Origin of the sequence: Streptomyces sp. NBC_00080 (genome assembly GCF_045041255.1) — a bacterium.
GTDB lineage: Bacteria > Actinomycetota > Actinomycetes > Streptomycetales > Streptomycetaceae > Streptomyces > Streptomyces coriariae.
This window is the reverse complement of sequence record NZ_CP108235.1, coordinates 3,151,823-3,176,749: the sequence shown is the minus strand read 5'-3', so window position 1 is coordinate 3,176,749 and position 24,927 is coordinate 3,151,823. Positions and strand designations below refer to the sequence as shown.

The following is a 24,927-nucleotide window of genomic DNA, read 5'->3' as shown; positions in this document are numbered from 1 at the left end:
ACCCCGGCCCGCTTATTTCTGTGGGACTTCCCGCGCTTTCTGTGGCAGCCCGCCCAACCACGCCCGGACCGCTGTTTTCCCAGGTCAGAGCACCCGCCCCGGCTTTCTGTGTATTTCGTGGTTTCTGTGGCGGGCCCTCAGGCGCTCCGCTCCCCATCTGCCTTGCTCTCTCGCCCAAGGAGGAGTCGTGGCCAAGCCCCGCGACGAGAAGTTGACCATCCCCGAAGTCATCGAAGAGATCGGCGTACCACGCTCCACGTTCTACCGCTGGCGGCAGCTCAGGAAGGGTCCCAAGGCCATCAAGCTCCCGAACGGCTCGGTGCGCATTCGTCGCTCGGAACTGGACCGCTGGATGGAGACACTGGAGGAATCCGCGTGAACCACCGCAGGGCCAGCGAGACCCCGGGCGCCCGCAACAGCGGGCGCCCGTCCGGGCCTGAGGCACCAGCCGCCACACTTTCCACCGACGTACGGGTGTGGAAGGTCAACAAGGTGAGGAGCAAGAGGGCGCCGTACCAGCTCCGTTGGACGGTCGCGGGCAAGGTGAAGGCGGCCAGCTTCACCACGGTCGCGCTCGCTGAAAGTCGCCGCTCGGAGTTGTGGCAAGCCATGCGGAAGGGCGAGGCGTTCGACGTAGACACCGGCCTGCCAGAGTCTGAACTCCGGGCCGCAGCGGCGAAGGAGAACACCAAGCCCGACCCGTCATGGTGGGACTTCTGCCGCGAATACATGGCGGCACGGTGGCGCACCACAGCAGCGAAGACGCGTGAAGGCATCGCCGACAGCCTGGCCACGGTGGCACTTGCCATGATGGGCGACGGAGCGAAGGCACCGACACCTGAGGAAGTGCGGCTGGCCGTGCGCTGGGCTGTCGTACCGGCCCACAGCGGCGAAGAGCCCCCGCCCGACCTCGTGGCTGCCTGTACGTGGCTCTCCAACCGCTCGCTTCCGCTGTCCTCGCTGACGGACCCGAGAATTCTCCGGGACGTCCAGTACCGGCTCTCCTTCAAGTTGGACGGCACCCCAGCGGCAGGGGAGACGTACAAGCGCCGCCGCCGCGGCTTCAACACCGCTATGGAGCACGCGATCGAGGCGGGTTACTTGGATGAAAACCCGCTTGCCAACGTGAAGCGGGTCGGATCCACGGGCGGTGACGTGGTGGATCCTCGGATTCTGGTCAACGCGGCTCAGGGGACTTCACTTCTCACGGCCGTCTCGTACGTGGGGTCCGTGCACCGCAATCGCGGCCGTCGACTGGTCGCGTTCTTCGGCTGCCAGCTCTACGCCGCAATGAGGCCGGCGGAAGCGGTCGGGTTGCGAGAGAAGGACTGCTATTTGCCCGAGACGGGGTGGGGGACACTCACCCTTCGGGAAACCCGTCCGGTGTCCGGCAAGAAGTGGACCGATTCGGGGCAGCGTCACGACAAGCGAGGGCTCAAGTCGCGTGAGGTCAAAGCTGACCGGCCTGTCCCTATACCGCCGCTGCTGGTTGCGATGCTCCGGGAGCACATCACCGAGTTCGGCACAGCCAAGGACGGCAGGCTTTTTGCCAACGAGCGCGGTGGCGTGCTGGGTACGTCCAGCTACTGGAGGGTGTGGCAGGAAGCAAGGCACATCGCACTCCCACCGGACAAGGCGGATTCCCCGCTTGCGCATCGGCCTTACGACCTCAGACATACGTGCATCACGAATTGGCTGAACGCAGGTGTGCCTGTTGCAGAAGTTGCGCGTCGTGCGGGCAACTCGCCGGAGGTGATCCACCGCCGGTACGAGGGTTGCATTGACGGTCACGAGGCGCTGAACAATCAGAAGATTGAGGAAGCGATGGGATGGAGAGACGGGATGTCCCAATGAGTGTTTGAAGTCGATGGAGGGCGTAAGTGCCCCTATTGGAAATCGCGGATCGCCTGCTCGATTAGGCGCTCCCCTTCTGCTGCTGAGACGGCAGAAAAGTTCACTACCTTCACTCCTGAGCTTACGGCTTTCCAGATAGCGCTTGCGCCATTGTGCGGTTCGAGCGGGCACATTAGCTGTTCGCTGAAAACCATCACAACTAGGCCGCCGGGCTTCCCGATCTCGAAGCCAGCCTCACGGTAATAGTCCCGCAGGTGCGTTTGCTTTGCGGTGAACTCTCCAGAAAGACAGCGGTACCCAGCTGACGTGTAGCGTTGCTCGGCTTCCGCTAGGAGGCGGTGCCCCAAGCGCTGCCCTCGCGCATCACGATGTACTGCAAGGTTGATGAATTCTGCGTGGGCGCCGAGCATCGCTTCAGCCTGAGGCTGTTCCCGGACTTCTGGCTTGCTGAATATGTCACCTGCGGTCAACGCGCCTACGAGGAGTCCGTCTCGCTCTGCGACCAGCTGCACCCACAGCCCAGGAGGTGACGTGCGAGGGTGGTCGATGCGCGACACCACGTCAGCCGTGCCCTCTCCGCCAATGTAGCGATCAAGGAGATGCCGCACCCGTTGCCCCTCGCCCGGAGCTGCGTCGCGAATGGTGATCTCTCCAGTGGGTTGGCGGCTGGCCAATGCCGCCTTACGTCGTGCTGCTTGTCCCATGGGCGCATCCTGCCGCAAACCAGGCCCCTGGGTGATGAGATCGGTACGCGTGGTGCAGGAGAAGGAGGCAGTGGGAAACTCACTCGCCACTCACTCGGGATCAGTGACAGACAACGACAAAGAGCCGGACTCAGTGGGACTGGGTCCGGCTCTTTATGCGTGGCACTCGTGCAGGTCAGCGACTTGATCGCGCTGGTAGCTGCGAAGTGCCCCCGGCAGGATTCGAACCTGCGCACACGGCTCCGGAGGCCGTTGCTCTATCCCCTGAGCTACGGGGGCGTGTCGGTCGTGAGGTGTTGCTCGCGGCGACGGGTAGAACACTACCAGCTCGCTCGGGGTGTTCATGAACGGGTTTCTGCGGGTCCGGGGCGGGGTGTGGGTCGCCCGCACGGGGTGGAAGTGGGGAAAACCCGGACGCGGTGGCCGGTCCGGACCTACTCTCGAGTTGTGCCAGGCGCGTCGGGCCGGGTGCTTGTTGTGGACGACAACAAGGTCATCCGGCAGCTGATCAGGGTCAATCTCGAGCTGGAGGGCATCGAGGTCGTGACCGCGGGCGATGGTGTCGAGTGTCTGGATGTCGTTCATCAGGTGCAGCCGGATCTTGTGACGCTCGATGTCGTCATGCCCCGGTTGGACGGGTTGCGTACCGCCGCTCGGTTGCGTGCCGATCCACGTACGCGTGATCTCCCCCTTGTCGTCATCAGTGCCTGTACGCAGTACGAGGTCGAAGCCGGTCTCGAGGTCGGCGTCGACGCGTTCCTCGCCAAGCCCTTCGACCCTGCCGAACTCGTTTCAGTCGTACGGGAGTTGATGGAGCGTAGGGAAGGTCCGGGTCTGGAGCGGGGGATCGGGACCGTGCGTGTGGCAGAGGAAGGCGTAGGCGCGGGGAAGGGTGTAGGACCGGGGCCGGGCACTGCGGGCTCAGGGGCCGAGTAGAGCCGTTCTGTCGGCCTGGCTGGCATCAGCGCATCAGGCGCATCAGGCGCATCAGGCGCATCAGCGCTTCGGTGCTTCCGTGCTTCGGTGCATCAGCGCGTTGGTAGGTCAGTTCCGGTGTCCGTCCTCCCGGTCTGCACGGTCCCCGTGGCTCTGCCCCCCGAAGGTGCGAAGGCGCGAAGGCCCGAAGGTGCGAAGGCGCCAAGGCCCGAACCCGTTCACCAGCTCGCCCGGACCATTGCCCATTAGCGGTCCGCACGGCCCCACAGTCGGCACCCCGCTCCTTCCATCCCTTCCACGCCCAGCACCCCGCCCCCTCCGAGCCCGAGGCCCCGCCCTCACCGCAGCCAGGGCCCCGCCGCCCCCATCCCCTCCCCGTCCACATCCCGGACCTCTGGTAAACCGGGTCGCCTACCCACCCCCCTCCTCCCCTACGCTTGTCCCGTGACCCCCGTCGAGCTCTCTCGTACCGTGCTGTGCGCGGTGCGTCGTGCTGTCGATGACGGGGAGCTGAGTGTGGTCGTACCCCCGCAGGCCGTGGTCACCGTTCCGGGGCCCGGTGGCTGTGGGGACTACGCGACCAACATCGCCCTCCAGCTCGCGCGGCCGGCCGGGCAGCCGCCGCAGCGGGTCGCCGAGGTTCTCCGGCCGTATCTTCTCGGTGCCGCCGGGGTCAGTGACGTCGTCGTCACCGGGCCCGGGTTTCTCAATATCAGCCTGCAGGCGGCGCAGGCGGCGCAGGGGTCGGTCGCGCTCGTCAGCGAGATCCTGCGGAGCCAGAGCCAGAGCCAGAGCCAGAGCCAGGGCCGGAGCGGGGTTGGGTTCGGGTACGTCGATCGGCCCACCGGGCAGGTCGTGCAGCTGCACGCCGCTCATGAGATCCGTGCCGTCGTCGTCATGGACGTCGTGGCCCGTGTGCTGCGTTCGCAGGGCGCCCTCGTCCGTACCAGCTGTGTGGCGCGTCCCGAGCGGGAGTGGACCGAGGTGCTCGGGGTCGAGGTCGACGCGTACGGCACGCCCGACGCGCCGGCTCCGCTCGAGGTCAACGTGCGTCCCGTCCCCGCCGCCCCGGCCGATCCCGTGTCGCTCGGTCGCGACGCCGGTCGTTGGGCCCTGCTCCACCCCGCCGTTCATGACCGGCCCCGCGTCACGTCCGAGTATCTGTCCCAGCGGGAGGGCAACCCGCTCTTCCGGGTCCGTTACGCCCATGCCCGTACCCGGGCGCTCAGCCGTAACGCCGCCGACCTGGGTTTCGACGCCCACCCCGGAGTCGTCCAGGACGTACGCGCACTCGAGATCGCCCTCGCCGACCATCCCCGCATTCTGGCCGCGACGGCGACACAGCATGCTCCCGACCGTCTCGCCCGGCATCTCCTCGCCGTCGCCGACGCCGTCACCCCTCTTCTCCCCACCGTCCTGCCCCGTGGTGAGGAGAAACCCTCGGCCGCCCATCGTGCCCGGCTCGCGCTTGCCGAAGCCGCCGGGACGGTGCTGGCCGGCGGCCTGTCCCTGCTCGGCATCGACGCACCCGACCATCTCTGAAAGAGCACGCCAAAGATGAGCCGTTCCGCCCACCCCGCCGGGCCCCGTCACGCCGACGTCTTTCCGGAGGGGCACTACTCCGCCCCGCCCGCCGATCTCAACGCCCTGCACCCGAAGGTCTGGGCGCACACCGTCACCCGTAACACCGACGGTGTGCTGACCGTGGGCGGTCTCGACGTCGCCGCCCTCGCCGAGGAGCACGGCACCCCCGCCTACATCCTCGACGAGGCCGACTTCCGCGAGCGGGCCCGTGCCTGGCGTACCGCCTTCGGGGCCGACGCCGACGTCTTCTACGCAGGCAAGGCGTTCCTGTCCCGGGCCGTCGTGCGGTGGCTGCACGAGGAGGGGCTCAACCTCGACGTCTGTTCGGGCGGCGAGCTCGCCACCGCCCTCTCCGCCGGCATGCCCGCCGATCGCATCGCGTTCCACGGCAACAACAAGTCCGTCGACGAAATTCACCGGGCCATCGACGCCGGGGTCGGCCGTATCGTTCTCGACTCCTTCCAGGAGATCGTGCGCGTCGCCCATGTCGCGCAGGCCCTCGGTAAGCGGCAGCGGGTGCAGATTCGTATCACCGTCGGCGTCGAGGCCCATACGCACGAGTTCATCGCCACCGCGCACGAGGACCAGAAGTTCGGGATTCCGCTCGCGGGCGGACAGGCGGCGGAAGCCGTCCGGCGCGCCCTTCAGCTCGACGGGCTCGAACTCATCGGGCTGCACTCCCACATCGGGTCGCAGATCTTCGACATGTCCGGCTTCGAGGTCGCCGCCCACCGGGTCGTCGGACTGCTCAAGGACATCCGTGACGAGCACGGCGTCGAGCTGCCGGAGATCGACCTCGGTGGTGGGCTCGGGATCGCGTACACCAGCGACGACGATCCCCGCGAGCCCCACGAGATCGCCAAGGCGCTCACCGAGATCGTCACCCGTGAGTGTGAGGGCGCGCGCCTGCGCACTCCTCGTATCTCCGTCGAGCCGGGGCGCGCCATCGTCGGTCCGACCGCCTTCACCCTCTACGAGGTCGGCACCATCAAGCCCCTCGACGGGCTGCGTACGTACGTCTCCGTCGACGGCGGCATGTCGGACAACATCCGTACCGCGCTGTACGACGCGGAGTACAGCGTCGCGCTGGTCTCCCGGACCTCCGACGCCGAGCCGATGCTCGCGCGGGTCGTCGGCAAGCACTGCGAGAGCGGCGACATCGTCGTGAAGGACGCGTTCCTGCCCTCCGACCTGGCACCGGGCGACCTGATCGCCGTGCCCGCCACGGGCGCGTACTGCCGGTCCATGGCCAGCAACTACAACCATGTGCTGCGGCCGCCCGTGGTCGCCGTGCGCGAAGGGGAGTCGCGTGTCATCGTGCGGCGGGAGACCGAGGAGGACCTGCTGCGACTCGACGTCGGCTGAGAGCAGCCGGAAACAGCCGGGAACGGATGGGAACAGCCGGGAACGGCTGCAGACAGGGGACGGAACGCACGGCCGGGCGGCGGTTACGACCACTGCGGAAACGACTGCCGGAAACGGTCGGCATACGCCGAGGAAAAGGGCGGAAGATCTCCTGTCTGCCACCCCTGTGAAAATGAAATAGATGTCTCACGATCCGGACCAGGGATAGAAACTCCGGTCCGGTGAGTGAGACTGGGGCAACCGGAAACAACGGTAGACGGTATGAGGAAACGAGGTCGGATGATGCGTACGCGTCCGCTGAAGGTGGCGCTGCTGGGCTGTGGAGTGGTCGGCTCAGAGGTGGCGCGCATCATGACGACGCACGCCGACGACCTCGCCGCGCGGATCGGGGCCCCGGTGGAACTCGCCGGTGTGGCCGTTCGGCGGCCCTCCCGGGTCCGCGAGGGCATCGACCCCGCCCTCGTCACCACCGACGCCACCGCCCTCGTCAAGCGCGGCGACATCGACGTCGTCGTCGAGGTCATCGGGGGCATCGAGCCCGCTCGTACGCTCATCACCACCGCTTTCGAGTACGGCGCCTCCGTCGTCTCCGCGAACAAGGCGCTCCTCGCGCAGGACGGTGCCGCGCTGCACGCGGCCGCCGAGGAGCACGGCGAGGACCTCTACTACGAGGCCTCCGTCGCCGGTGCCATCCCGCTGATCCGGCCGCTGCGCGAGTCCCTCGCCGGTGACAAGGTCAACCGGGTGCTCGGGATCGTCAACGGCACCACCAACTTCATCCTCGACAAGATGGACTCCACCGGCGCCGGGTATCAGGAGGCCCTCGACGAGGCCACCGCCCTGGGATACGCCGAGGCCGACCCCACGGCCGATGTCGAGGCGTTCGACGCCGCCGCCAAGGCGGCCATCCTCGCCGGGATCGCCTTCCACACGCGCGTGCGCCTCGACGACGTCTACCGCGAGGGCATGACCGAGGTGACCGCGTCCGACTTCGCCTCCGCCAGGGAGATGGGCTGCACCATCAAGCTGCTCGCCATCTGTGAGCGGGCCGCGGACGGCGGGTCGGTCACCGCGCGCGTGCACCCCGCGATGATTCCGCTGAGCCACCCGCTGGCCTCCGTGCGCGGCGCCTACAACGCCGTGTTCGTGGAGTCGGACGCGGCCGGGCAGCTCATGTTCTACGGTCCCGGCGCCGGCGGTGCTCCCACCGCCTCCGCCGTGCTCGGCGACCTCGTCGCCGTCTGCCGCAACCGGCTCAGCGGGGCAACGGGGCCCGGCGAGTCGGCGTATGCCGCCCTGCCGGTGTCGCCGATGGGCGACGTCGTCACGCGCTACCACATCAGTCTGGACGTCGCCGACAAACCGGGTGTTCTCGCCCAGGTGGCGACCGTGTTCGCCGAGCACGGGGTGTCCATCGATACGGTGCGCCAGCAAGGGCGACAGGACAGCGACGGCGAGGCCTCTCTCGTCGTCGTCACCCACCGCGCGTCCGACGCCTCCCTCACCGGGACCGTCGAGGCGCTGCGCAAGCTCGACACCGTGCGGGGTGTCGCCAGCATCATGCGGGTTGAAGGAGAGTAACCAGCAATGACCCACCAGTGGCGCGGAATCATCGAGGAGTACCGGGACCGGCTGCCGGTTTCCGACAGCACGCCCGTCGTGACGCTCCGTGAGGGCGGCACGCCCCTCGTGCCCGCGCAGGTGCTCTCCGAGCGCACGGGCTGCGAGGTCCACCTGAAGGTGGAGGGAGCCAACCCCACCGGGTCCTTCAAGGACCGCGGCATGACCATGGCCATCACGCGGGCCAAGGAGGAGGGCGCGCAGGCCGTCATCTGCGCCTCCACCGGCAACACCTCCGCGTCCGCCGCCGCGTACGCGGTGCGGGCCGGCATGGTCTGCGCCGTCCTCGTCCCGCAGGGCAAGATCGCGATCGGCAAGATGGGCCAGGCCCTCGTCCACGGCGCGAAGATCCTCCAGGTCGACGGCAACTTCGACGACTGCCTCACGCTCGCCCGTGCGCTCAGCGACAACTACCCGGTGGCGCTGGTCAATTCGGTGAACCCGGTGCGTATCGAGGGCCAGAAGACGGCCGCGTTCGAGATCGTGGACATGCTCGGCGACGCCCCCGACATCCACGTCCTGCCGGTCGGCAACGCGGGCAACATCACCGCGTACTGGAAGGGGTACCAGGAGTACGCCGCCGACAAGATCGCCGTACGGACCCCCCGTATGTGGGGATTCCAGGCGTCGGGCAGTGCCCCGATCGTGCGCGGCGAGGTCGTCAAGGACCCGTCGACCATCGCCACCGCGATCCGCATCGGCAACCCGGCCTCCTGGAAGTTCGCGCTGGCCGCGCAGGAGGAGTCCGGCGGCTTCATCGACGAGGTGACGGACCGTGAGATCCTGCGCGCCTACCGGCTGTTGGCCGCACAGGAGGGCGTCTTCGTGGAGCCCGCGTCCGCCGCGTCCGTGGCCGGTCTGCTGAAGGCCGCCGAGCAGGGCAAGGTCGACCCGGGGCAGAAGATCGTGTGCACCGTCACCGGCAACGGCCTGAAGGACCCCGACTGGGCCGTCGCCGGCGCCCCGCAGCCGGTCACCGTCCCGGTCGACGCGGTGACGGCGGCCGAGCGCCTCGGCCTCGCGTAGACGGACCGTGCGTCGCCCGTGGGTCACTCGCGGGCGACGCGCAGAGGGCTTTCCCGCGCAGGGGTGCACAGGGGGCTTACGACACGCATCGTGCGCCGCCCGTGCGCCCTATGTCGCCACGGAACCTTCCTTCGATAGGCTGTACTGAATCCGCCCGCCGCATATGCCGCAGTGCCGCGTTGTCGCCGTGTCGTTGCCGCGTCGTCTCCGCGGACTCCAGGGTTCTCCGTACAGGTCTCCCGTACATATCGAATGTCATTCGACAGTCCCGCAGCTCAAGGAGAGTCATCGCGAGATGGCCGGTCCCGCCTTCCGTGCCGCCCCCGTCCGGGTGCGCGTTCCCGCCACCAGCGCCAACCTCGGCCCGGGCTTCGACGCCTTCGGCCTCGCGCTGGGGCTCTATGACGACGTCGTCGTCCGGGTGGCCGACTCCGGGCTGCACATCGACATCGCGGGGGAGGGCAGCGAGACGCTGCCGCGCGACGAGAAGCACCTGCTCGTCCGTTCCCTGCGCACCGCCTTCGACGTCCTGGGCGGCCAGCCGCGCGGCCTGGAGATCGTCTGCGCCAACCGCATCCCGCACGGCCGCGGACTCGGTTCCTCCTCCGCCGCGATCTGCGCCGGAATCGTCGCCGCGCGCGCGGTGACCATAGGCGGCGAGAGCAAGCTCGACGACGCGGCCCTGCTCGAGCTCGCGACCGAGATCGAGGGTCACCCGGACAACGTGGCGGCCTGTCTGCTGGGCGGGTTCAGCCTGTCCTGGATGGAGGCGGGCGCCGCGCGGGCGATCAGGATGGAGCCCGCCGATTCCATCGTTCCGGTGGTTTTCGTGCCCGGGAAGCCGGTTCTCACCGAGACCGCGCGCGGTCTGCTCCCGCGCTCCGTCCCGCATGTCGACGCCGCCGCCAACGCGGGGCGGGCCGCACTGCTCGTCGAGGCCCTCACCCGGCGCCCCGAACTGCTGTTGCCCGCCACCGAGGACCGTCTGCACCAGGAGTACCGCGCACCGGCGATGCCCGAGAGCGCGGCACTGGTGGAAAGGCTGCGCGCCGACGGGATTCCCGCCGTCATCTCCGGCGCCGGACCCACCGTGATGGCGCTGGCCGACGCGGGCACGGCCGACAAGATCGAGGCCTCGGCCGGCGCGGACTGGGCCGCGAACCGCCTGGCCCTGGACCTGAAGGGCGCGTGCGTACTGCCGCTCGCACCCGCTGGTGAAAGCCACTCCGGCGACATTTAGGCGCACGGTTGCCGGATTTCGAGAGGGGGAATGTTTGTTGGATCCGGTAGTGTTAACCTCAAGTCTGCACCCGACCCCACCATGGCGAGGTGCTTCGTGTCCCCCTTCGGGACAGACATTCTTCCGGGAGCTCCCCAAGCCGCACTGCGTTCCGTACGTCGTACCTGGGCAGTACGCAGTACAGCGACGCTGAGTGGTCCACAGGGCACGCTCCGGAATTGGTGCGACCACGCCGCGTGACACTGAGTGTCATGGCTCGTCGCGGTAGCGCCGTCACCAGCAAATTCTCTTCCGCCGCTTTGGCGGACCACCGCCCCGGCTTCGCCACAGCAAGGACCGAAGTCGGACAGCACAACCGGTCGCCGAGCCAGACAGGCCGACGTCCGCTCCAGGGAAGGACCCTTCGTGAGCGACACCACCGATCTGATGGGCGCACGTGTCGAGGAGACCGCTGCCGCGCCCGCCACGGACGCCTCCGCGCCTGCCACCGGTGCCGGCTCCCGGCGGCGCCGCGGTACCGGCCTCGAGGGCATGGTGCTGGCCGAGCTTCAGCAGGTCGCATCCGGCCTCGGCATCAGGGGCACGGCGCGTATGCGCAAGAGCCAGCTGATCGAGGTCATCAAGGAGGCGCAGGCGGGAGGCGGAGCAGCCGCTCCCAAGGCCGCGACGACCCCCGCGGGGGACGCCGCCGAGACCAAGCCCAAGCGCCGCGCCACCTCCAAGGCGCGCACCGGCGACGAGGCCGCCGAGAAGAAGGCGGACACCGCCCAGGCCGAGGCCCCCGCCGAGAAGGCCGTGGCCCAGCAGCAGATCGAGATCCCCGGTCAGCCGGCCAGCAACGACGCGCCCACCGAGCGCCGTCGTCGTCGCGCCACCGCCGACGCGGGCAGCCCGGAGACGGTCGTCGCCGAGGCGAAGGCCGCCCCGAAGGCCGAGGCGTCCGCCCCGGCGCAGAGCGAGTCCCAGGCGCAGCCGCAGGGCGACGCCGACGGTGGCGAGGGCCGCCGCCGCGACCGCCGTGAGCGCGGCCGCGACCGCGGTGAGCGTGGCGACCGAGGCGACCGCGGCGACCGCAGCGACCGTCGCAAGGGCGACGACCAGCAGGGTGGCGGCCAGCAGCAGCGGGGTGGCCAGCAGCAGGGTCAGCAGCAGGGCGGTGGCCGTCAGGACCGCCAGCAGCGCGACAACGGCCCCCAGGACGACGACGAGTTCGGCGATGGCCGGCGTGGCCGTCGCGGCCGCTACCGCGACCGCCGTGGCCGTCGTGGGCGTGACGAGATCGGCGCCGCCGAGCCGCAGGTCGCCGACGACGACGTCCTGATTCCCGTCGCGGGCATCCTGGACATCCTTGACAACTACGCGTTCATCCGTACGTCGGGCTACCTGCCGGGTCCCAACGACGTGTACGTCTCGCTCGCCCAGGTCCGCAAGAACGGTCTGCGCAAGGGCGACCACGTCACCGGCGCGGTCCGTCAGCCCAAGGACGGCGAGCGCCGCGAGAAGTTCAACGCGCTGGTCCGGCTGGACTCCACCAACGGCATGGCGCCCGATTCCGGGCGCGGGCGACCGGAGTTCAACAAGCTGACCCCGCTCTACCCGCAGGACCGGCTCCGTCTGGAGACGGACCCGGGCGTGCTGACGACCCGCATCATCGACCTCGTGTCGCCGATCGGCAAGGGCCAGCGCGGTCTGATCGTGGCCCCGCCGAAGACCGGCAAGACCATGATCATGCAGGCGATCGCCAACGCGATCACGCACAACAACCCCGAGTGCCACCTGATGGTCGTCCTGGTGGACGAGCGTCCGGAAGAGGTCACCGACATGCAGCGGTCGGTGAAGGGCGAGGTCATCTCCTCGACCTTCGACCGCCCGGCCGAGGACCACACCACGGTCGCCGAGCTCGCCATCGAGCGCGCCAAGCGTCTGGTGGAGCTGGGCCACGACGTGGTCGTGCTGCTCGACTCGATCACGCGTCTGGGCCGTGCGTACAACCTCGCCGCCCCGGCCTCCGGCCGCATCCTGTCCGGTGGTGTCGACTCGACCGCGCTGTACCCGCCGAAGCGCTTCTTCGGTGCGGCCCGCAACATCGAGGACGGCGGCTCGCTGACCATCCTCGCCACCGCTCTGGTGGACACCGGGTCCCGCATGGACGAGGTGATCTTCGAGGAGTTCAAGGGCACCGGCAACATGGAGCTCAAGCTCGACCGGAAGCTCGCCGACAAGCGCATCTTCCCGGCGGTGGACGTCGACGCGTCCGGTACCCGTAAGGAAGAGATCCTGCTCGGCAACGAGGAGCTCGCCGTCACCTGGAAGCTGCGCCGGGTGCTGCACGCGCTCGACCAGCAGCAGGCGATCGAGCTGCTCCTCGACAAGATGAAGCAGACGAAGTCGAACGGCGAGTTCCTGATGCAGATCCAGAAGACGACGCCGTCGACGGGCAACAACGACTGACGACCGACGTCCGACGGCTGACGTAGTTCCGCCGAAGACCGACCGAGGGCCACCCCCCCCGCACGGGGGGTGGCCCTCGGTCGTGTCGTACCCGCGGGATACGATCTCGCCCTTCACACAATTCTCAGATTTCGAACTGCTTCGCAATCACTGATCCCGAGGGGGGACTTGAGTGGGTACACCCATGTCAGGGGGCGGTCGCCACAGACGCCGGATACGGATCGCGCTGCCCGTCGCCGCGGCCGGGCTGGCCGCCGCCGTCGCCGGAGCGCTGTTCCTGTCCTCGGCCGAGGCCGCCGAGGCGCCGCCGTCGCGGGCGCACGGTACGACGCTGTCGACCGAGCGACTCGAGAAGCTCGCCGCCGTGGCGGTCGCCGGTGACGACATCCCGGGCGAGACCTCCAAGGCGTCCCAGAGCGCGAGCGACAGCGCGAGCAGCAGCGCCACCAAGGTCGACCCGAAGATCATCGGCGGTACGACCACGACCATCACCACCGCGCCGTGGATGGCCCAGCTCTGGTACGGCGACGACCGGGGCACCACCACGACCAGCGACGACATCGGCTTCTTCTGCGGTGGCTCGGTCATCTCGCCGACGAAGATCCTCACCGCCGCGCACTGCGTCAAGGGCTACAACTGGAACGCCCACGGCTTCGTCGTCACCGGCAGCACGCAGCTGCTGTCCGACGACGGTGACCTGCACGGCGGCACCGCCACCGGCGTCTGGCGTCAGTGGAACCACGCGTCGTACAGCGCCACCACCCTCGACAACGACATCGCCGTGCTGACCCTGCCGAACCCGGTCAAGGCCACGCCGATCCGGATGACGACCAACACGGACAGCGCCTCGTACGCCACCGGCACCAAGGCGACGCTGTACGGGTGGGGCCGCACCACCTCCACCACGCAGGACATCTCCGAGACGCTGAAGACGGCCGAGCTGCCGATCCAGTCGAACACCACCTGCTCGGGCTACTACGGGGCCGAGTACCTCAAGGGCCACATGATCTGCGCGGGCACGCCCGCGACCGGCAGCGACACGGGTACCACCACCGCCTGCAACGGCGACTCCGGCGGCCCGCTGATCGTCAAGAACGCGGCCGGCGAGAACCGCATCGTGGGCGTCGTCTCCTGGGGCGTGAAGGACTGCGTCGAGAGCGGCGCGTACAGCGTCTTCAGCAAGATCTCCACGTACGCCGCCAGCGCCTACCCGCGCGTCGACGACACCAATCTCAACGGTGACCACCTCGCCGACCTCTGGGTGCGCAACGCGTCGACCAAGGTCGCGCGCGACCTGTACTCCAAGGGCACCTCGCTCGCCGGAGGTGACTCCTGGGGTTCCATGAGCGCCTACAACCTCGTCGTCCAGACCGACCTCGACCGGGACGGTTACCAGGACCTGATCCTGCGCCGCGCCTCGGACGGCGACGTCTTCTGGAAGCACTGGGTGCCGTCCAGCGGGACCTGGGCGACCAAGCTGATCGGCGACAACTGGAAGACCCGCACCCAGATCGTCGCTCCCGGCGACGTCACGGGCGACTACCTTCCGGACCTGGTCGCCGTGGACTCGGTCGGCGCGCTCTGGGTCTACCCCGGCAAGGGCAACGGCACCTTCGCCGCGCCCGTCAAGAACGGCACGGGCTGGAACGCCTACAACGTCGTGCGCGGTCACGGCGACTTCAGCTTCGACGGCAAGACGGACCTGATCGCCCGCGACAAGGCCACCGGCGCGGTCTACCTCTACAAGGGCAACGGCACCGCCACGAGCGCCTTCGCGGCCCGTATCAAGGTCGCCACCTGGAGCAACACCACGTACAACGTCATCGCCGCCGTCGGCGACGTCAACGGCGACGGACTCGCCGACCTGCTGGCCCGCACTCCGGCAGGCACCCTGTACCTGTACAAGGGCACCGGAAAGGCCACCAGTGCGATCTTTGCCACAAGGGTCTCACTCGGGACGTCTTTCAAGCAGTACGACCTGTTCGGCTGAGTCCGGCCGAACCCGCAGGTGAGCGGGGGTAGACCTCGCTCACCCGGGTCACGCGGCGTGCCCGGTCCCTCACGGACCGGGCATGTCGCGTTGTGCAACCCTGTCCCGAGTTTCCCCGTCTGACCTGGCGGAGTGACGATGGTGAGGTTGCACGAGAACAGAGGAGCACATGTCCGCCGAGAGCACGCCGGAGCCCGGAACCCCGGGTGAGACCGGCACGACGAGCGGGGCGGCCGACCGCAACGGTCCGCGCCACCGCAGGCAGCGTGGCCGGCGCAAGGGGGTGCTGATCGCCGCGTGGACCGCCGCGGGCATCCTCGTGCTGGGCGGTACCGGTGTCGGCTACCTCTACTTCAAGCTCAACGGCAACATCAAGAGCGTCGACATCGACCAGGCCCTGGGCACCGACCGGCCCACCAAGGTCGACAACGGCTCCGAGAACATCCTCGTGCTCGGCTCGGACACCCGCTCCGGCTCCAACAAGAAGCTCGGCGGCGGCACGGACGACGGCAGCGCCCGCTCCGACACCGCGATGATCATCCACGTGTACGAGGGCCACAAGAAGGCCAGCGTGGTCTCCATACCGCGCGACACGCTCATAGACCGCCCCTCCTGCACCGACACGAGCGGTGCCACGCACGACGCCGCGTCCGACGTGATGTTCAACTCGGCGTACTCGACCGGTGGTGCCGCCTGCGCGGTGAAGACGGTCGAGTCGATCAGCGGCGTCCGTATGGACCACTACCTGGAAGTCGACTTCTCCGGCTTCGAGAAGCTCATCGACGAACTCGGCGGCGTCGAGGTCACCACGACCAAGGCCATCGACGACCCGGACAGCCACCTGAACCTCAAGGCCGGCACGCACACGCTCACCGGCGAGCAGGCCCTCGGCCTGGTCCGTACCCGGCACGGCGTCGGCGACGGCTCCGACCTCGGCCGCATCCAGCTCCAGCAGGCCTTCATCAAGGCCCTGGTCAACCAGGTCAAGCACGTCGGACTGTTCACCAGCGGCACCAAGCTGTACGACCTCGCCGACACCGCGACCAGGGCCGTCACGGCCGACTCCCGGCTCGGCTCGCTGAACTCCCTGATGTCCTTCGCGAACGGGCTCAAGGGCATCAGCGCGGACAACATGAACATGGTCACGATGCCGGTCCGGTACGACCCGTCCAACCTCAACCGGGTCATCGTCGCCGAGGCGAAGGCCGAGCAGGTCTGGACGGCCCTGAAGAACGACCGGCCCATCCCGAAGGCCGCCACCGAGGGCACCGCCACGGGCGAGGCGGCGGGGGTCGTGACGTCGTCCTGACGGCCTTCGCGCACCCAGGGGAATAGATCCCCCCGCCCCCCGGTTTTGGGGGATGCGGCCAGTCCTGGCAGACTGGTACGTCGGCTCCGGTTCACGTTGGTCGTATCCCGCGACGACGACCCGGCGCCCTCCCGAAACTAGGAGACACCTTGAAGCGCGAAATCCACCCCGAGTACGTCGAGACGCAGGTCAGCTGCACCTGTGGCGCCTCGTTCACCACCCGCAGCACGATCGAGAGCGGTTCCATCCGCGCCGACGTCTGCTCCGAGTGCCACCCGTTCTACACGGGCAAGCAGAAGATCCTCGACACCGGTGGCCGTGTGGCCCGCTTCGAGGCCCGCTTCGGCAAGGCTCCCGCCGGCTCCAAGAAGTAGCGAGCCCCTCTTCGCCGGTCCACGGCAGTGTCCCCGCCCAGGGGCACGCCGGGACCGGCGTTTTTGGTCGCCCGCCCTTCCCCCACGCACGTCATTCAGGAGCGCATCATGTTCGAGGCCGTCGAGGAGCTGCTCGGAGAGCACGCCGACCTGGAGAAGAAGCTCGCCGACCCGTCGGTCCACTCCGACCAGGCCAACGCGCGCAAGCTGAACAAGCGCTACGCCGAGCTGACGCCCATCGTCGGCACGTACCGCTCCTGGAAGCAGACCGGCGACGATGTCGAGACCGCGCGCGAGTTCGCCTCCGCCGACCCGGACTTCGCCGCCGAGGTCAAGGAGCTGGAGAAGCAGCGCGAGGAGCTCACGGAGAAGCTGCGGCTGCTGCTCGTGCCCCGGGACCCGTCCGACGACAAGGACGTCATCCTCGAGATCAAGGCGGGCGCGGGCGGCGACGAGTCGGCCCTGTTCGCCGGCGACCTGCTGCGCATGTACCTGCGGTACGCCGAGCGCGTCGGCTGGAAGACCGAGATCATCGATGCGACCGAGTCCGAGCTGGGCGGCTACAAGGACGTCCAGGTCGCGGTGAAGACCAAGGGCGGACAGGGCGCCACCGAGCCCGGGCAGGGCGTCTGGGCGCGCATGAAGTACGAAGGCGGCGTGCACCGGGTGCAGCGGGTCCCCGCGACCGAGTCCCAGGGGCGGATCCACACCTCCGCCGCCGGTGTGCTCGTGACGCCCGAGGCCGAGGAGGTCGACGTCGAGATCAACGCGAACGACCTCCGCATCGACGTCTACCGGTCCTCCGGACCCGGCGGGCAGTCCGTCAACACCACCGACTCCGCCGTGCGCATCACGCACATTCCCACCGGAGTCGTCGCCTCCTGCCAGAACGAGAAGAGCCAGTTGCAGAACAAGGAGCAGGCGATGCGTATCCTGCGCTCCAGGCTGCTCGCAGCGGCGCAGGAGGAAGCGGAGCGGGAGGCCGCCGACGCCCGTCGCAGCCAGGTCCGCACCGTCGACCGCTCCGAGAAGATCCGCACGTACAACTTCCCGGAGAACCGCATCTCGGACCACCGCGTCGGATTCAAGTCGTACAACCTGGACCAGGTCCTGGACGGCGACCTCGACGCGGTGATCCAGGCCTGCGTCGACGCGGACTCGGCCGCCAAGCTCGCAGCCGCGTAAGCGTTGTAGGACGTACGCACGACGAGTACGACACGGAGGACTTGCGTGAACCTGCTGCTCGCAGAGGTGGCCCAGGCCACCCAGCGGCTGGCCGACGCCGGCGTGCCCTCGCCGCGCAACGACGCGGAGGAGCTCGCCGCGTTCGTGCACGGCGTGAAGCGCGGTGAACTCCACTCCGTGAAGAACTCCGACTTCGACGCCCGCTACTGGGAGACCATCGCCCGGCGGGAGCAGCGCGAGCCGCTCCAGCACATCACCGGGCGGGCCTTCTTCCGGTACCTGGAGCTCCAGGTCGGCCCCGGAGTCTTCGTACCGCGCCCCGAGACCGAGTCCGTGGTCGGCTGGGCCATAGACGCGGTACGCGCCATGGACGTCGTCGAGCCCCGCATCGTCGACCTGTGCACCGGCAGCGGCGCCATCGCGCTCGCCCTCGCCCAGGAGGTGCCGCGCTCGCGTGTGCACGCCGTGGAGCTGTCCGAGGACGCCCTGCGCTGGACGCGCAAGAACATGGAGGGGTCCAGGGTCGACCTGCGTCAGGGAGACGCCCTGGACGCCTTCCGTGACCTCGACGGCCAGGTCGACCTCGTCATCTCGAACCCCCCGTACATCCCGCTCACCGAATGGGAGTACGTGGCGCCCGAGGCGCGCGACTACGACCCCGAACTCGCCCTGTTCTCCGGGGAGGACGGCCTCGACCTGATCCGCGGCATCGAGCGCACCGCGCACCGGCTGCTGCGTCCCGGCGGTGTCGTCGTCATCGAGCACGCCGACACCCAGGGCGGCCAGGTGCCGTGGATCTTCACCGAGGAGCGGGGCTGGGCCGACGCGGCCGACCACCCCGACCTCAACAAGCGCCCGCGTTTCGCGACCGCCCGCCGGGCGACGCCGTGAGCACCCCCCACACTTTCGACCCGCAGCAGTACGTGTACGAGGAGGCCCGCTAGATGGCACGGCGATACGACACCAACGACGCGACCGACCGTGTGACCGGTCTGCGCGAGGCCGCGTCCGCCGTCCGCCGTGGCGAGCTCGTGGTCCTCCCGACCGACACGGTGTACGGCATCGGCGCCGACGCGTTCTCCTCGGAGGCCGTCGCCGACCTGCTGGCGGCCAAGGGCCGGGGCCGCAACATGCCCACCCCTGTCCTCATCGGCTCCCCGAACACGCTGCACGGGCTCGTCACGGACTTCTCCGAGATGGCCTGGGAACTGGTCGACGCGTTCTGGCCGGGCGCGCTGACGCTCGTCGCCAAGCACCAGCCGTCCCTCCAGTGGGACCTGGGCGACACCCGCGGCACGGTCGCCGTCCGTATGCCGCTGCACCCGGTCGCCATCGAGCTGCTGACGGAGGTCGGTCCCATGGCGGTGTCGTCGGCGAACCTCACCGGGCACCCGGCGCCGGAGAACTGCGACTACGCCCAGGAGATGCTCGGCGACTCCGTCTCCGTCTACCTCGACGGCGGCCCGACCCCCGGCAACGTCCCCTCCTCGATCGTCGACGTCAGCCGAGAGGTGCCGCTGCTGCTGCGTGAGGGCGCGATCTCCGCGGACGAGCTGCGCAAGGTCGTACCCGACCTCGAGGTGGCGAATTGACAGCCCCTGACGCGGGGCGTGGCATAGGCAACGGGGAACGTGCCGCGGAACAGACGACGACGTTCGGATTTCCGCGCGACAGCTTCCGCATCCTCCACGTCAGCACCGGCAACGTCTGCCGCTCGCCGATCACCGAGCGGCTGACCCGGCATTTCGTGTCGCAGCGGCTCGGGGTGCTGGGCCGCGGGCTGATCGTGGAGAGCGCGGGCACCTGGGGTCATGAGGGCGCGTCCATGGAGGCCAACGCGGAGACCGTGCTGGCCGACTTCGGCGCGGACGCCACCGGGTTCACCGGCCGCGAGCTCCTCGACGAGCACGTCATCATGGCCGACCTGGTCCTGACGGCGACCCGCGACCACCGTGCCCAGGTCATCTCCATGGGCCACTCGGCGGGCCTGCGCACCTTCACCCTGAAGGAGTTCACCCGCCTGGTGAACGCCATCGACCCGGCCACCCTGCCGCCGCTGGACGAAGGCGTGGTGATGCGCGCCCGGGCCCTGGTCCGCGCGGCGGCGGCGCTACGCGGGTGGCTTCTCGCCCCGACCCTCGAGGCGGACGAGGTCTACGACCCGTACGGGGCACCCCTGCCGTTCTTCCGCTCGATCGGCGACGAGATACACCAGGCCCTGGATCCGGTGGTCACAGCGCTCACCGGGGTGCCCACACGCGCCTGAAGGCGGCCGGCGATCGGCCTCCGGTCGGCACCGCTCTCACCGGGGTTCGCGCGAGGGCGTAGCGGCCGCGCGCGCCCCCGAGCCCGGGCCTACATTGGACGTACGTCACCGTCGACGCCCGGAGCGCATCATGTCGGTCACCCGTGTCCCCGAGGCCGATGTCCTGCGCCGGCAGGACCCCGAGCTGGCCGAGATCCTGCTCGGGGAAGCGGAGCGGCAGGCGTCGACGCTCCAGTTGATCGCCGCCGAGAACTTCACCTCGCCCGCCGTGCTGGCCGCGCTCGGCTCGCCGCTCACCAACAAGTACGCGGAGGGCTATCCCGGGGCCAGGCACCACGGCGGCTGCGAGATCGTCGACCTCGCCGAGCGGATCGCCGTGGACCGGGCCAGGACGCTGTTCGATGCCGAACACGCCAACGTCCAGGCCCACTCGGGTTCCTCCGCGATGCTGGCGGCCTACGCCGCCCTGCTCCGGCCCGGCGACACCGTCCTGGCGCTGGGCCTGCCCGACGGCGGCCATCTCACGCACGGGTCGCCGGCCAACTTCTCCGGCCGCTGGTTCGACTTCATCCCCTACGGGGTGGACGCGGAGACCGGGCTCGTCGATCACGAGCAGGTCCGCACGCTGGCCCGGGGACACCGGCCCAAGGCGATCGTGTGCGGGTCCACCTCCTACCCCCGCCACATCGACTATGCCTTCTTCCGCGAGGTCGCCGACGAGACGGGCGCGTATCTGATCGCCGACGCCGCCCATCCCATCGGGCTCGTCGCCGGGGGAGCGGCGCCCAGTCCGGTGCCGTACGCGGACATCGTCTGCGCGACCACGCACAAGGTGCTGCGCGGGCCGCGCGGCGGGATGCTCCTGTGCGGCGGTGAGCTCGCCGAGCGGGTGGACCGGGCGGTCTTCCCGTTCACCCAGGGCGGCGCGCAGATGCACACCATCGCCGCGAAGGCGGTCGCGTTCGGCGAGGCGGCAACCCCGGCGTTCGGCGTGTACGCCCATCAGGTGGTCGCCAACGCGAGGGTTCTCGCGGCGGCCCTGGCGGCGGAGGGGCTGACCGTCACCACCGGCGGGACCGACACCCACCTCATCACCGCCGACCCGGCACCGCTGGGTGTCGAAGGGCGCACCGCGCGCGGGCTGCTCGCGGCCGCCGGGATGGTGCTGGACTGCTGCGCACTCCCGCATGCCTCGGGCACCGATGTCATTGCCGCGCACGCCCGTGGCCTGCGCCTGGGCACTGCGGCGCTGACCACGCAGGGCATGGGGGAGGAGGAGATGGGGCGGGTCGCCGCACTGCTGGCGGGGGTGCTGCGGGACGAGGTCGAGAGCAGGAAGGCCCGCGAGGAGGTGCGCGAGCTGGCGCTGGCCTTCCCGCCGTATCCGGGCTGAAACGGGGTAGGCGCCTCGCGTACACGCCCTCGTGCGCACCCCCCGTGCGTCCCCGCGCACAGCCTCACGTGAAACCATCGTCACTACCCGGTTGTCCTTACACATATGCGCCGTGCGGTAGTCGATCGCTAGGGTGTGGGACTGAGATGGCCAGCGAGACCTGTGGGGAAGCCCGTGCGTGAATACCTGCTGACGCTCTGCATCACGGCCGCGGTGACGTATCTGCTGACAGGGCCGGTACGGAAGTTCGCGATCGTGGCCGGAGCGATGCCGGAGATCAGGGCCCGTGACGTGCACCGGGAACCCACTCCGCGACTCGGCGGGATCGCCATGTTCTTCGGCCTGTGCGCCGGTCTGCTGGTCGCCGACCATCTCACCAACCTCAACGAGGTCTTCGAGAAGTCGAACGAGCCGCGCGCCCTGCTCTCGGGGGCGGCGCTGATCTGGCTGATCGGCGTCCTGGACGACAAGTTCGAGATCGACGCCCTGATCAAGCTGGGCGGCCAGATGATCGCCGCCGGCGTCATGGTCATGCAGGGTCTGACGATCCTGTGGCTGCCGGTGCCGCTGGTCGGCACGGTCGCGCTGACCCAGTGGCAGGGCACCCTGCTGACGGTCGCGCTGGTGGTCATCACGATCAACGCGGTCAACTTCGTGGACGGCCTCGACGGCCTGGCGGCGGGCATGGTGTGCATCGCCTCGGCGGCGTTCTTCATGTACGCCTACCGCATCTGGTACTCCTACGGCATCGAGGCCGCCGCGCCGGCGACGCTCTTCGCGGCGATCCTGATGGGCATGTGCCTGGGCTTCCTGCCGCACAACATGCATCCCGCGCGGATCTTCATGGGCGACTCCGGCTCGATGCTGATCGGGCTGGTGCTTGCGGCGGGCGCGATCTCCGTGACGGGTCAGGTCGACCCGGACATCATGCGGCTGTTCTCCGGTTCCGAGCGCAACGCGGTGCACCAGATGGTGCCGGTCTACATCCCGCTGCTGATGCCGCTGACGATCATCGCCATCCCGGCGGCCGACCTGATCCTGGCGATCGTGCGCCGTACCTGGCGCGGTCAGTCGCCGTTCGCCGCGGACCGGGGGCATCTGCACCACCGGCTGCTGGAGATCGGCCACTCGCACAGCCGCGCGGTGCTGATCATGTACTTCTGGTCCGCGCTGATCGCGTTCGGCGCGCTCACCTACTCCGTCAACGCGGCTTCCATGTGGATCGTCCTCGGCGTCGTGATCCTCAGTGCGATCGGTCTGGCGCTGCTCCTGCTGCCGCGCTTCCGGCCGCGCACCCCGCGCTGGGCCGAGGCCTTCGTGCCGCCGCGTTACCGGCGGCGGAGCGGCCCCCCGGCCGAGGCGCAGGAGGCCCAGGCGCAGGACCCGGAGGCGGCGGCCGGGCAGTACGGGCCGGCCGGTGCCGAGCAGCCCGCCGTCGACGCGCAGAGCCCTGTGACGGTGGGGGTGGCAGGGGCGAACGGGGCCACCGCGATCGGTGGCCGGGGCAGCTCCAAGGTAAGAATCTGACTAGAGCATTGCCAAGTCGTGGGAGAACCGGTACAGGGCAAAGTACCCCAATACCAGACAAGCCCTCCCAGTTTCTGCACAGACGCGCACTGTCACTCTCATGTGTGACAGCGGGCACACCTGCCAGGTAAAGACCTCATCAAATAGTTTGTGATACGGTTCACGAGAACCCCCCGGACAGAGCCGAAGGACCGCACTACGACGGTTCATTGGAGTGAGGTGGCGTGAGGTCTCTCGCCCCTCGGGCCGGGACTACGCTCGTCCATGACGACACCCTGCCCCCCTTGAATGCGGAGTTGCCGCCATGCAGTCCAACGACGTACGAACACTCCTGCACTGTGCCCTGCCCACCGCAACCGCGGGTGTGGCGGGAGTCGCGGTGAGTGCCGCCGTTGCCGGCGGCAAGGGAGCGCTCGGCGCCGTGTTCGGTGCGGCTCTCGTCCTGCTGTTCATGGGTGGCGGTCTGGTGGTGCTGCTGCGCACCGCGCGCCAGCTTCCCCATCTGTTCCAGTCGATGGGGCTGTTGCTCTACACCACCCAGATCCTGCTGCTGATGATCGTGCTGATCATGTTCAAGGGGACCTCGGTCTTCAACCCGAAATGCTTCGCCTTCACGCTGCTGGCGGCCACCCTGGTGTGGATCGCCGCCCAGGTGGTCTCGCACATGAAGGCCAAGGTCCTCTACGTCGAGCCGGATTCCGCTCGGGCGTCGTCGTGACCTGTAGGGCCGGTGTAAAGGGACTTCCGCTCTTTTGCTATGGTCTCGCCACAACTGCGGCAGAGCTGGCGCGGGCGGCAGTCGAGCCTGTGACGTCTCACGGTTCGGAGCCCAGTCGCCGCCCCCACATCCGCAAGTCCAGTCCAGTGCCGTCCCGCGGTCGCAGGCCGCGCCGACACATCGAGGTTGCCGTACCCATGCGCCACGCTGAAGGAGCTCGCGGTGAGTAACGCCAAGACGCTCGCCTTCGAGACCGACTGTCATATTTTCGACGGGTGCGGTTTCCCGACCCCCGGCCTGCACTCGTTCCTCTTCGAACCGCTCTTCACCGTCGGCGGCATCGAATTCAACAAGCCGATGCTGCTCTCGCTGGTGAGCACCGTCATCGTCATCGGATTCTTCTGGGCGGCCTTCAACAAGCCGAAGCTGATCCCCGGCAAGCTCCAGATGGTCGGCGAGGCGGGTTACGACTTCGTCCGTCGTGGCGTCGTCTACGAGACGATCGGCAAGCGCGAGGGCGAGAAGTACGTCCCGCTGATGTTCTCGCTGTTCTTCTTCATCTGGATCATGAACCTGTGGTCGATCGTCCCGATCGCGCAGTTCCCGGCCACCGCGGTCATCGCGTTCCCGGTCGGTCTCGCGGCTCTCGTCTACATCGTGTGGATGAGCGTGACGTTCAAGCGCCACGGTTTCATCGGTGGTTGGAAGAACATCACGGGCTACGACCCGTCGCTCGGCCCGGTGTTCCCGATGGTCATGTTCTTCGAGTTCCTGTCGAACGTGTTCATCCGGCCGTTCACCCACGCCGTCCGGCTCTTCGCCAACATGTTCGCCGGGCACGTCCTGATCCTGATCTTCACGATCGGGACCTGGTACCTGCTCAACGGCATCGGCATCGCCTACTCGGCGGTCTCGTTCCTGATGGTCATCGTGATGACGGTCTTCGAGCTGTTCATCCAGGCCCTTCAGGCCTACGTCTTCATCCTCCTGTCCTGCAGCTACATCCAGGGCGCGCTCGCCAAGCACCACTGAGCACCTGATCAACATCCCCTGAACTTCCGGTGGCCAACCCCCACCGGCCTGTGTAAAGAGAAGGAAGTTACGGCATGTCCGCTCTCGACACCCTCGCCGCGGTCGAAATCAAGGGCAACCTCGCTGCCATCGGCTACGGTCTCGCGGCCATCGGCCCCGGCGTCGGCGTTGGCATCATCTTCGGTAACGGCACCCAGGCGCTGGCTCGCCAGCCCGAGGCCGCCGGCCTGATCCGTCAGAACCAGATCCTCGGCTTCGTCCTCTGTGAGGCGCTCGCCCTGATCGGTCTGGTCATGGGCTTCGTCTACCCGACGTCCTGATCCGGTCTACGCCGACGAGAGAATTCCACGGAA

At 68.7% G+C, this 24,927-nt stretch carries 22 protein-coding genes and 1 tRNA gene; 21 read left to right on the top strand and 2 right to left on the bottom strand.

Translation table 11 applies throughout. The features are described from left to right. Window positions 1-187: 187 nt before the first annotated feature. Together OHU34_RS13820 and OHU34_RS13815 are read left to right on the top strand one after the other, a co-directional pair. Window positions 188-379 carry an AlpA family transcriptional regulator gene (locus tag OHU34_RS13820; protein ID WP_019889482.1) on the top strand — a complete coding sequence of 64 codons (192 nt, stop codon included), beginning with the start codon at window positions 188-190 and terminating at the stop codon, window positions 377-379. After that, the gene (locus OHU34_RS13815) at window positions 376-1,854 is read left to right on the top strand and encodes a tyrosine-type recombinase/integrase (protein ID WP_405766499.1); all 1,479 of its coding nucleotides are present in this window, start codon (window positions 376-378) and stop codon (window positions 1,852-1,854) included. Before OHU34_RS13820 ends, OHU34_RS13815 begins: the two co-directional genes overlap by 4 nt. 32 nt (window positions 1,855-1,886) lie before the next feature. Here the strand turns inward: OHU34_RS13815 and OHU34_RS13810 are convergent, their stop codons facing one another. Continuing rightward, on the bottom strand, window positions 1,887-2,558 hold the full coding sequence (locus tag OHU34_RS13810; protein WP_405766497.1) for a GNAT family N-acetyltransferase: 672 nt from the start codon (window positions 2,556-2,558) through the stop codon (window positions 1,887-1,889). A gap of 207 nt (window positions 2,559-2,765) precedes the next feature. Next, window positions 2,766-2,837: transfer RNA gene (locus OHU34_RS13805), tRNA-Arg, on the bottom strand. 114 nt (window positions 2,838-2,951) lie between these two features. On the opposite strand from OHU34_RS13805, the gene OHU34_RS13800 reads away from it, so the two are divergent. From OHU34_RS13800 to OHU34_RS13710, 19 genes are all read left to right on the top strand, one after another. Then, a complete protein-coding gene (locus OHU34_RS13800; protein WP_405766494.1) occupies window positions 2,952-3,494 on the top strand; it encodes a response regulator in 543 nt (180 codons plus the stop codon). A 444-nt stretch (window positions 3,495-3,938) separates the two neighbouring features. Further along, window positions 3,939-5,036 (top strand): ArgS-related anticodon-binding protein NrtL, encoded by a 1,098-nt coding sequence (nrtL, locus tag OHU34_RS13795; protein WP_405766492.1) that lies wholly within the window; start codon window positions 3,939-3,941, stop codon window positions 5,034-5,036. Window positions 5,037-5,051: 15 nt separating this feature from the next. Further along, window positions 5,052-6,443: a diaminopimelate decarboxylase gene (lysA, locus tag OHU34_RS13790; RefSeq protein ID WP_405766490.1), complete on the top strand. Its 1,392-nt coding sequence runs from the start codon at window positions 5,052-5,054 to the stop codon at window positions 6,441-6,443. Window positions 6,444-6,725: 282 nt separating this feature from the next. Next, the gene (locus OHU34_RS13785; protein WP_028807061.1) at window positions 6,726-8,024 is read left to right on the top strand and encodes a homoserine dehydrogenase; all 1,299 of its coding nucleotides are present in this window, start codon (window positions 6,726-6,728) and stop codon (window positions 8,022-8,024) included. Between the two features lie 6 nt (window positions 8,025-8,030). Then, window positions 8,031-9,089, top strand: coding sequence for a threonine synthase (gene thrC / locus OHU34_RS13780; RefSeq protein WP_142266183.1), 1,059 nt, complete (start codon window positions 8,031-8,033; stop codon window positions 9,087-9,089). A gap of 295 nt (window positions 9,090-9,384) precedes the next feature. After that, window positions 9,385-10,329, top strand: coding sequence for a homoserine kinase (gene thrB, locus OHU34_RS13775; protein WP_142266184.1), 945 nt, complete (start codon window positions 9,385-9,387; stop codon window positions 10,327-10,329). Between the two features lie 405 nt (window positions 10,330-10,734). Further along, window positions 10,735-12,780, top strand: a complete 2,046-nt coding sequence (gene rho, locus OHU34_RS13770) for a transcription termination factor Rho (RefSeq protein ID WP_142266185.1) — start codon at window positions 10,735-10,737, stop codon at window positions 12,778-12,780. A gap of 184 nt (window positions 12,781-12,964) precedes the next feature. Further along, window positions 12,965-14,770: a trypsin-like serine protease gene (locus OHU34_RS13765; protein WP_200839812.1), complete on the top strand. Its 1,806-nt coding sequence runs from the start codon at window positions 12,965-12,967 to the stop codon at window positions 14,768-14,770. 169 nt (window positions 14,771-14,939) lie between these two features. After that, the gene (locus OHU34_RS13760; protein ID WP_230194629.1) at window positions 14,940-16,079 is read left to right on the top strand and encodes an LCP family protein; all 1,140 of its coding nucleotides are present in this window, start codon (window positions 14,940-14,942) and stop codon (window positions 16,077-16,079) included. A 149-nt stretch (window positions 16,080-16,228) separates the two neighbouring features. After that, window positions 16,229-16,453, top strand: a complete 225-nt coding sequence (rpmE, locus tag OHU34_RS13755) for a 50S ribosomal protein L31 (RefSeq protein WP_020131190.1) — start codon at window positions 16,229-16,231, stop codon at window positions 16,451-16,453. 108 nt (window positions 16,454-16,561) lie between these two features. After that, complete coding sequence (gene prfA, locus OHU34_RS13750) at window positions 16,562-17,638, top strand: peptide chain release factor 1 (RefSeq protein WP_020131189.1); 1,077 nt, start codon at window positions 16,562-16,564, stop codon at window positions 17,636-17,638. A 45-nt stretch (window positions 17,639-17,683) separates the two neighbouring features. After that, a complete protein-coding gene (gene prmC, locus OHU34_RS13745; RefSeq protein ID WP_020131188.1) occupies window positions 17,684-18,529 on the top strand; it encodes a peptide chain release factor N(5)-glutamine methyltransferase in 846 nt (281 codons plus the stop codon). A gap of 53 nt (window positions 18,530-18,582) precedes the next feature. After that, window positions 18,583-19,230: an L-threonylcarbamoyladenylate synthase gene (locus OHU34_RS13740; RefSeq protein WP_142266188.1), complete on the top strand. Its 648-nt coding sequence runs from the start codon at window positions 18,583-18,585 to the stop codon at window positions 19,228-19,230. Continuing rightward, window positions 19,227-19,904 (top strand): protein-tyrosine-phosphatase, encoded by a 678-nt coding sequence (locus OHU34_RS13735; protein WP_405766486.1) that lies wholly within the window; start codon window positions 19,227-19,229, stop codon window positions 19,902-19,904. The genes OHU34_RS13740 and OHU34_RS13735 overlap by 4 nt, the downstream gene beginning before the upstream one ends. A gap of 130 nt (window positions 19,905-20,034) precedes the next feature. Next, window positions 20,035-21,297: a serine hydroxymethyltransferase gene (gene glyA, locus OHU34_RS13730; RefSeq protein WP_142266189.1), complete on the top strand. Its 1,263-nt coding sequence runs from the start codon at window positions 20,035-20,037 to the stop codon at window positions 21,295-21,297. A gap of 174 nt (window positions 21,298-21,471) precedes the next feature. Further along, a complete protein-coding gene (locus OHU34_RS13725; protein ID WP_230194628.1) occupies window positions 21,472-22,824 on the top strand; it encodes an MraY family glycosyltransferase in 1,353 nt (450 codons plus the stop codon). A 304-nt stretch (window positions 22,825-23,128) separates the two neighbouring features. Continuing rightward, window positions 23,129-23,542 carry a hypothetical protein gene (locus OHU34_RS13720; protein ID WP_020131183.1) on the top strand — a complete coding sequence of 138 codons (414 nt, stop codon included), beginning with the start codon at window positions 23,129-23,131 and terminating at the stop codon, window positions 23,540-23,542. A gap of 222 nt (window positions 23,543-23,764) precedes the next feature. Next, window positions 23,765-24,574, top strand: a complete 810-nt coding sequence (atpB, locus tag OHU34_RS13715) for a F0F1 ATP synthase subunit A (RefSeq protein ID WP_020131182.1) — start codon at window positions 23,765-23,767, stop codon at window positions 24,572-24,574. A gap of 74 nt (window positions 24,575-24,648) precedes the next feature. Then, complete coding sequence (locus OHU34_RS13710) at window positions 24,649-24,894, top strand: ATP synthase subunit C (RefSeq protein ID WP_020131181.1); 246 nt, start codon at window positions 24,649-24,651, stop codon at window positions 24,892-24,894. The last annotated feature ends 33 nt before the right edge of the window (window positions 24,895-24,927 follow it).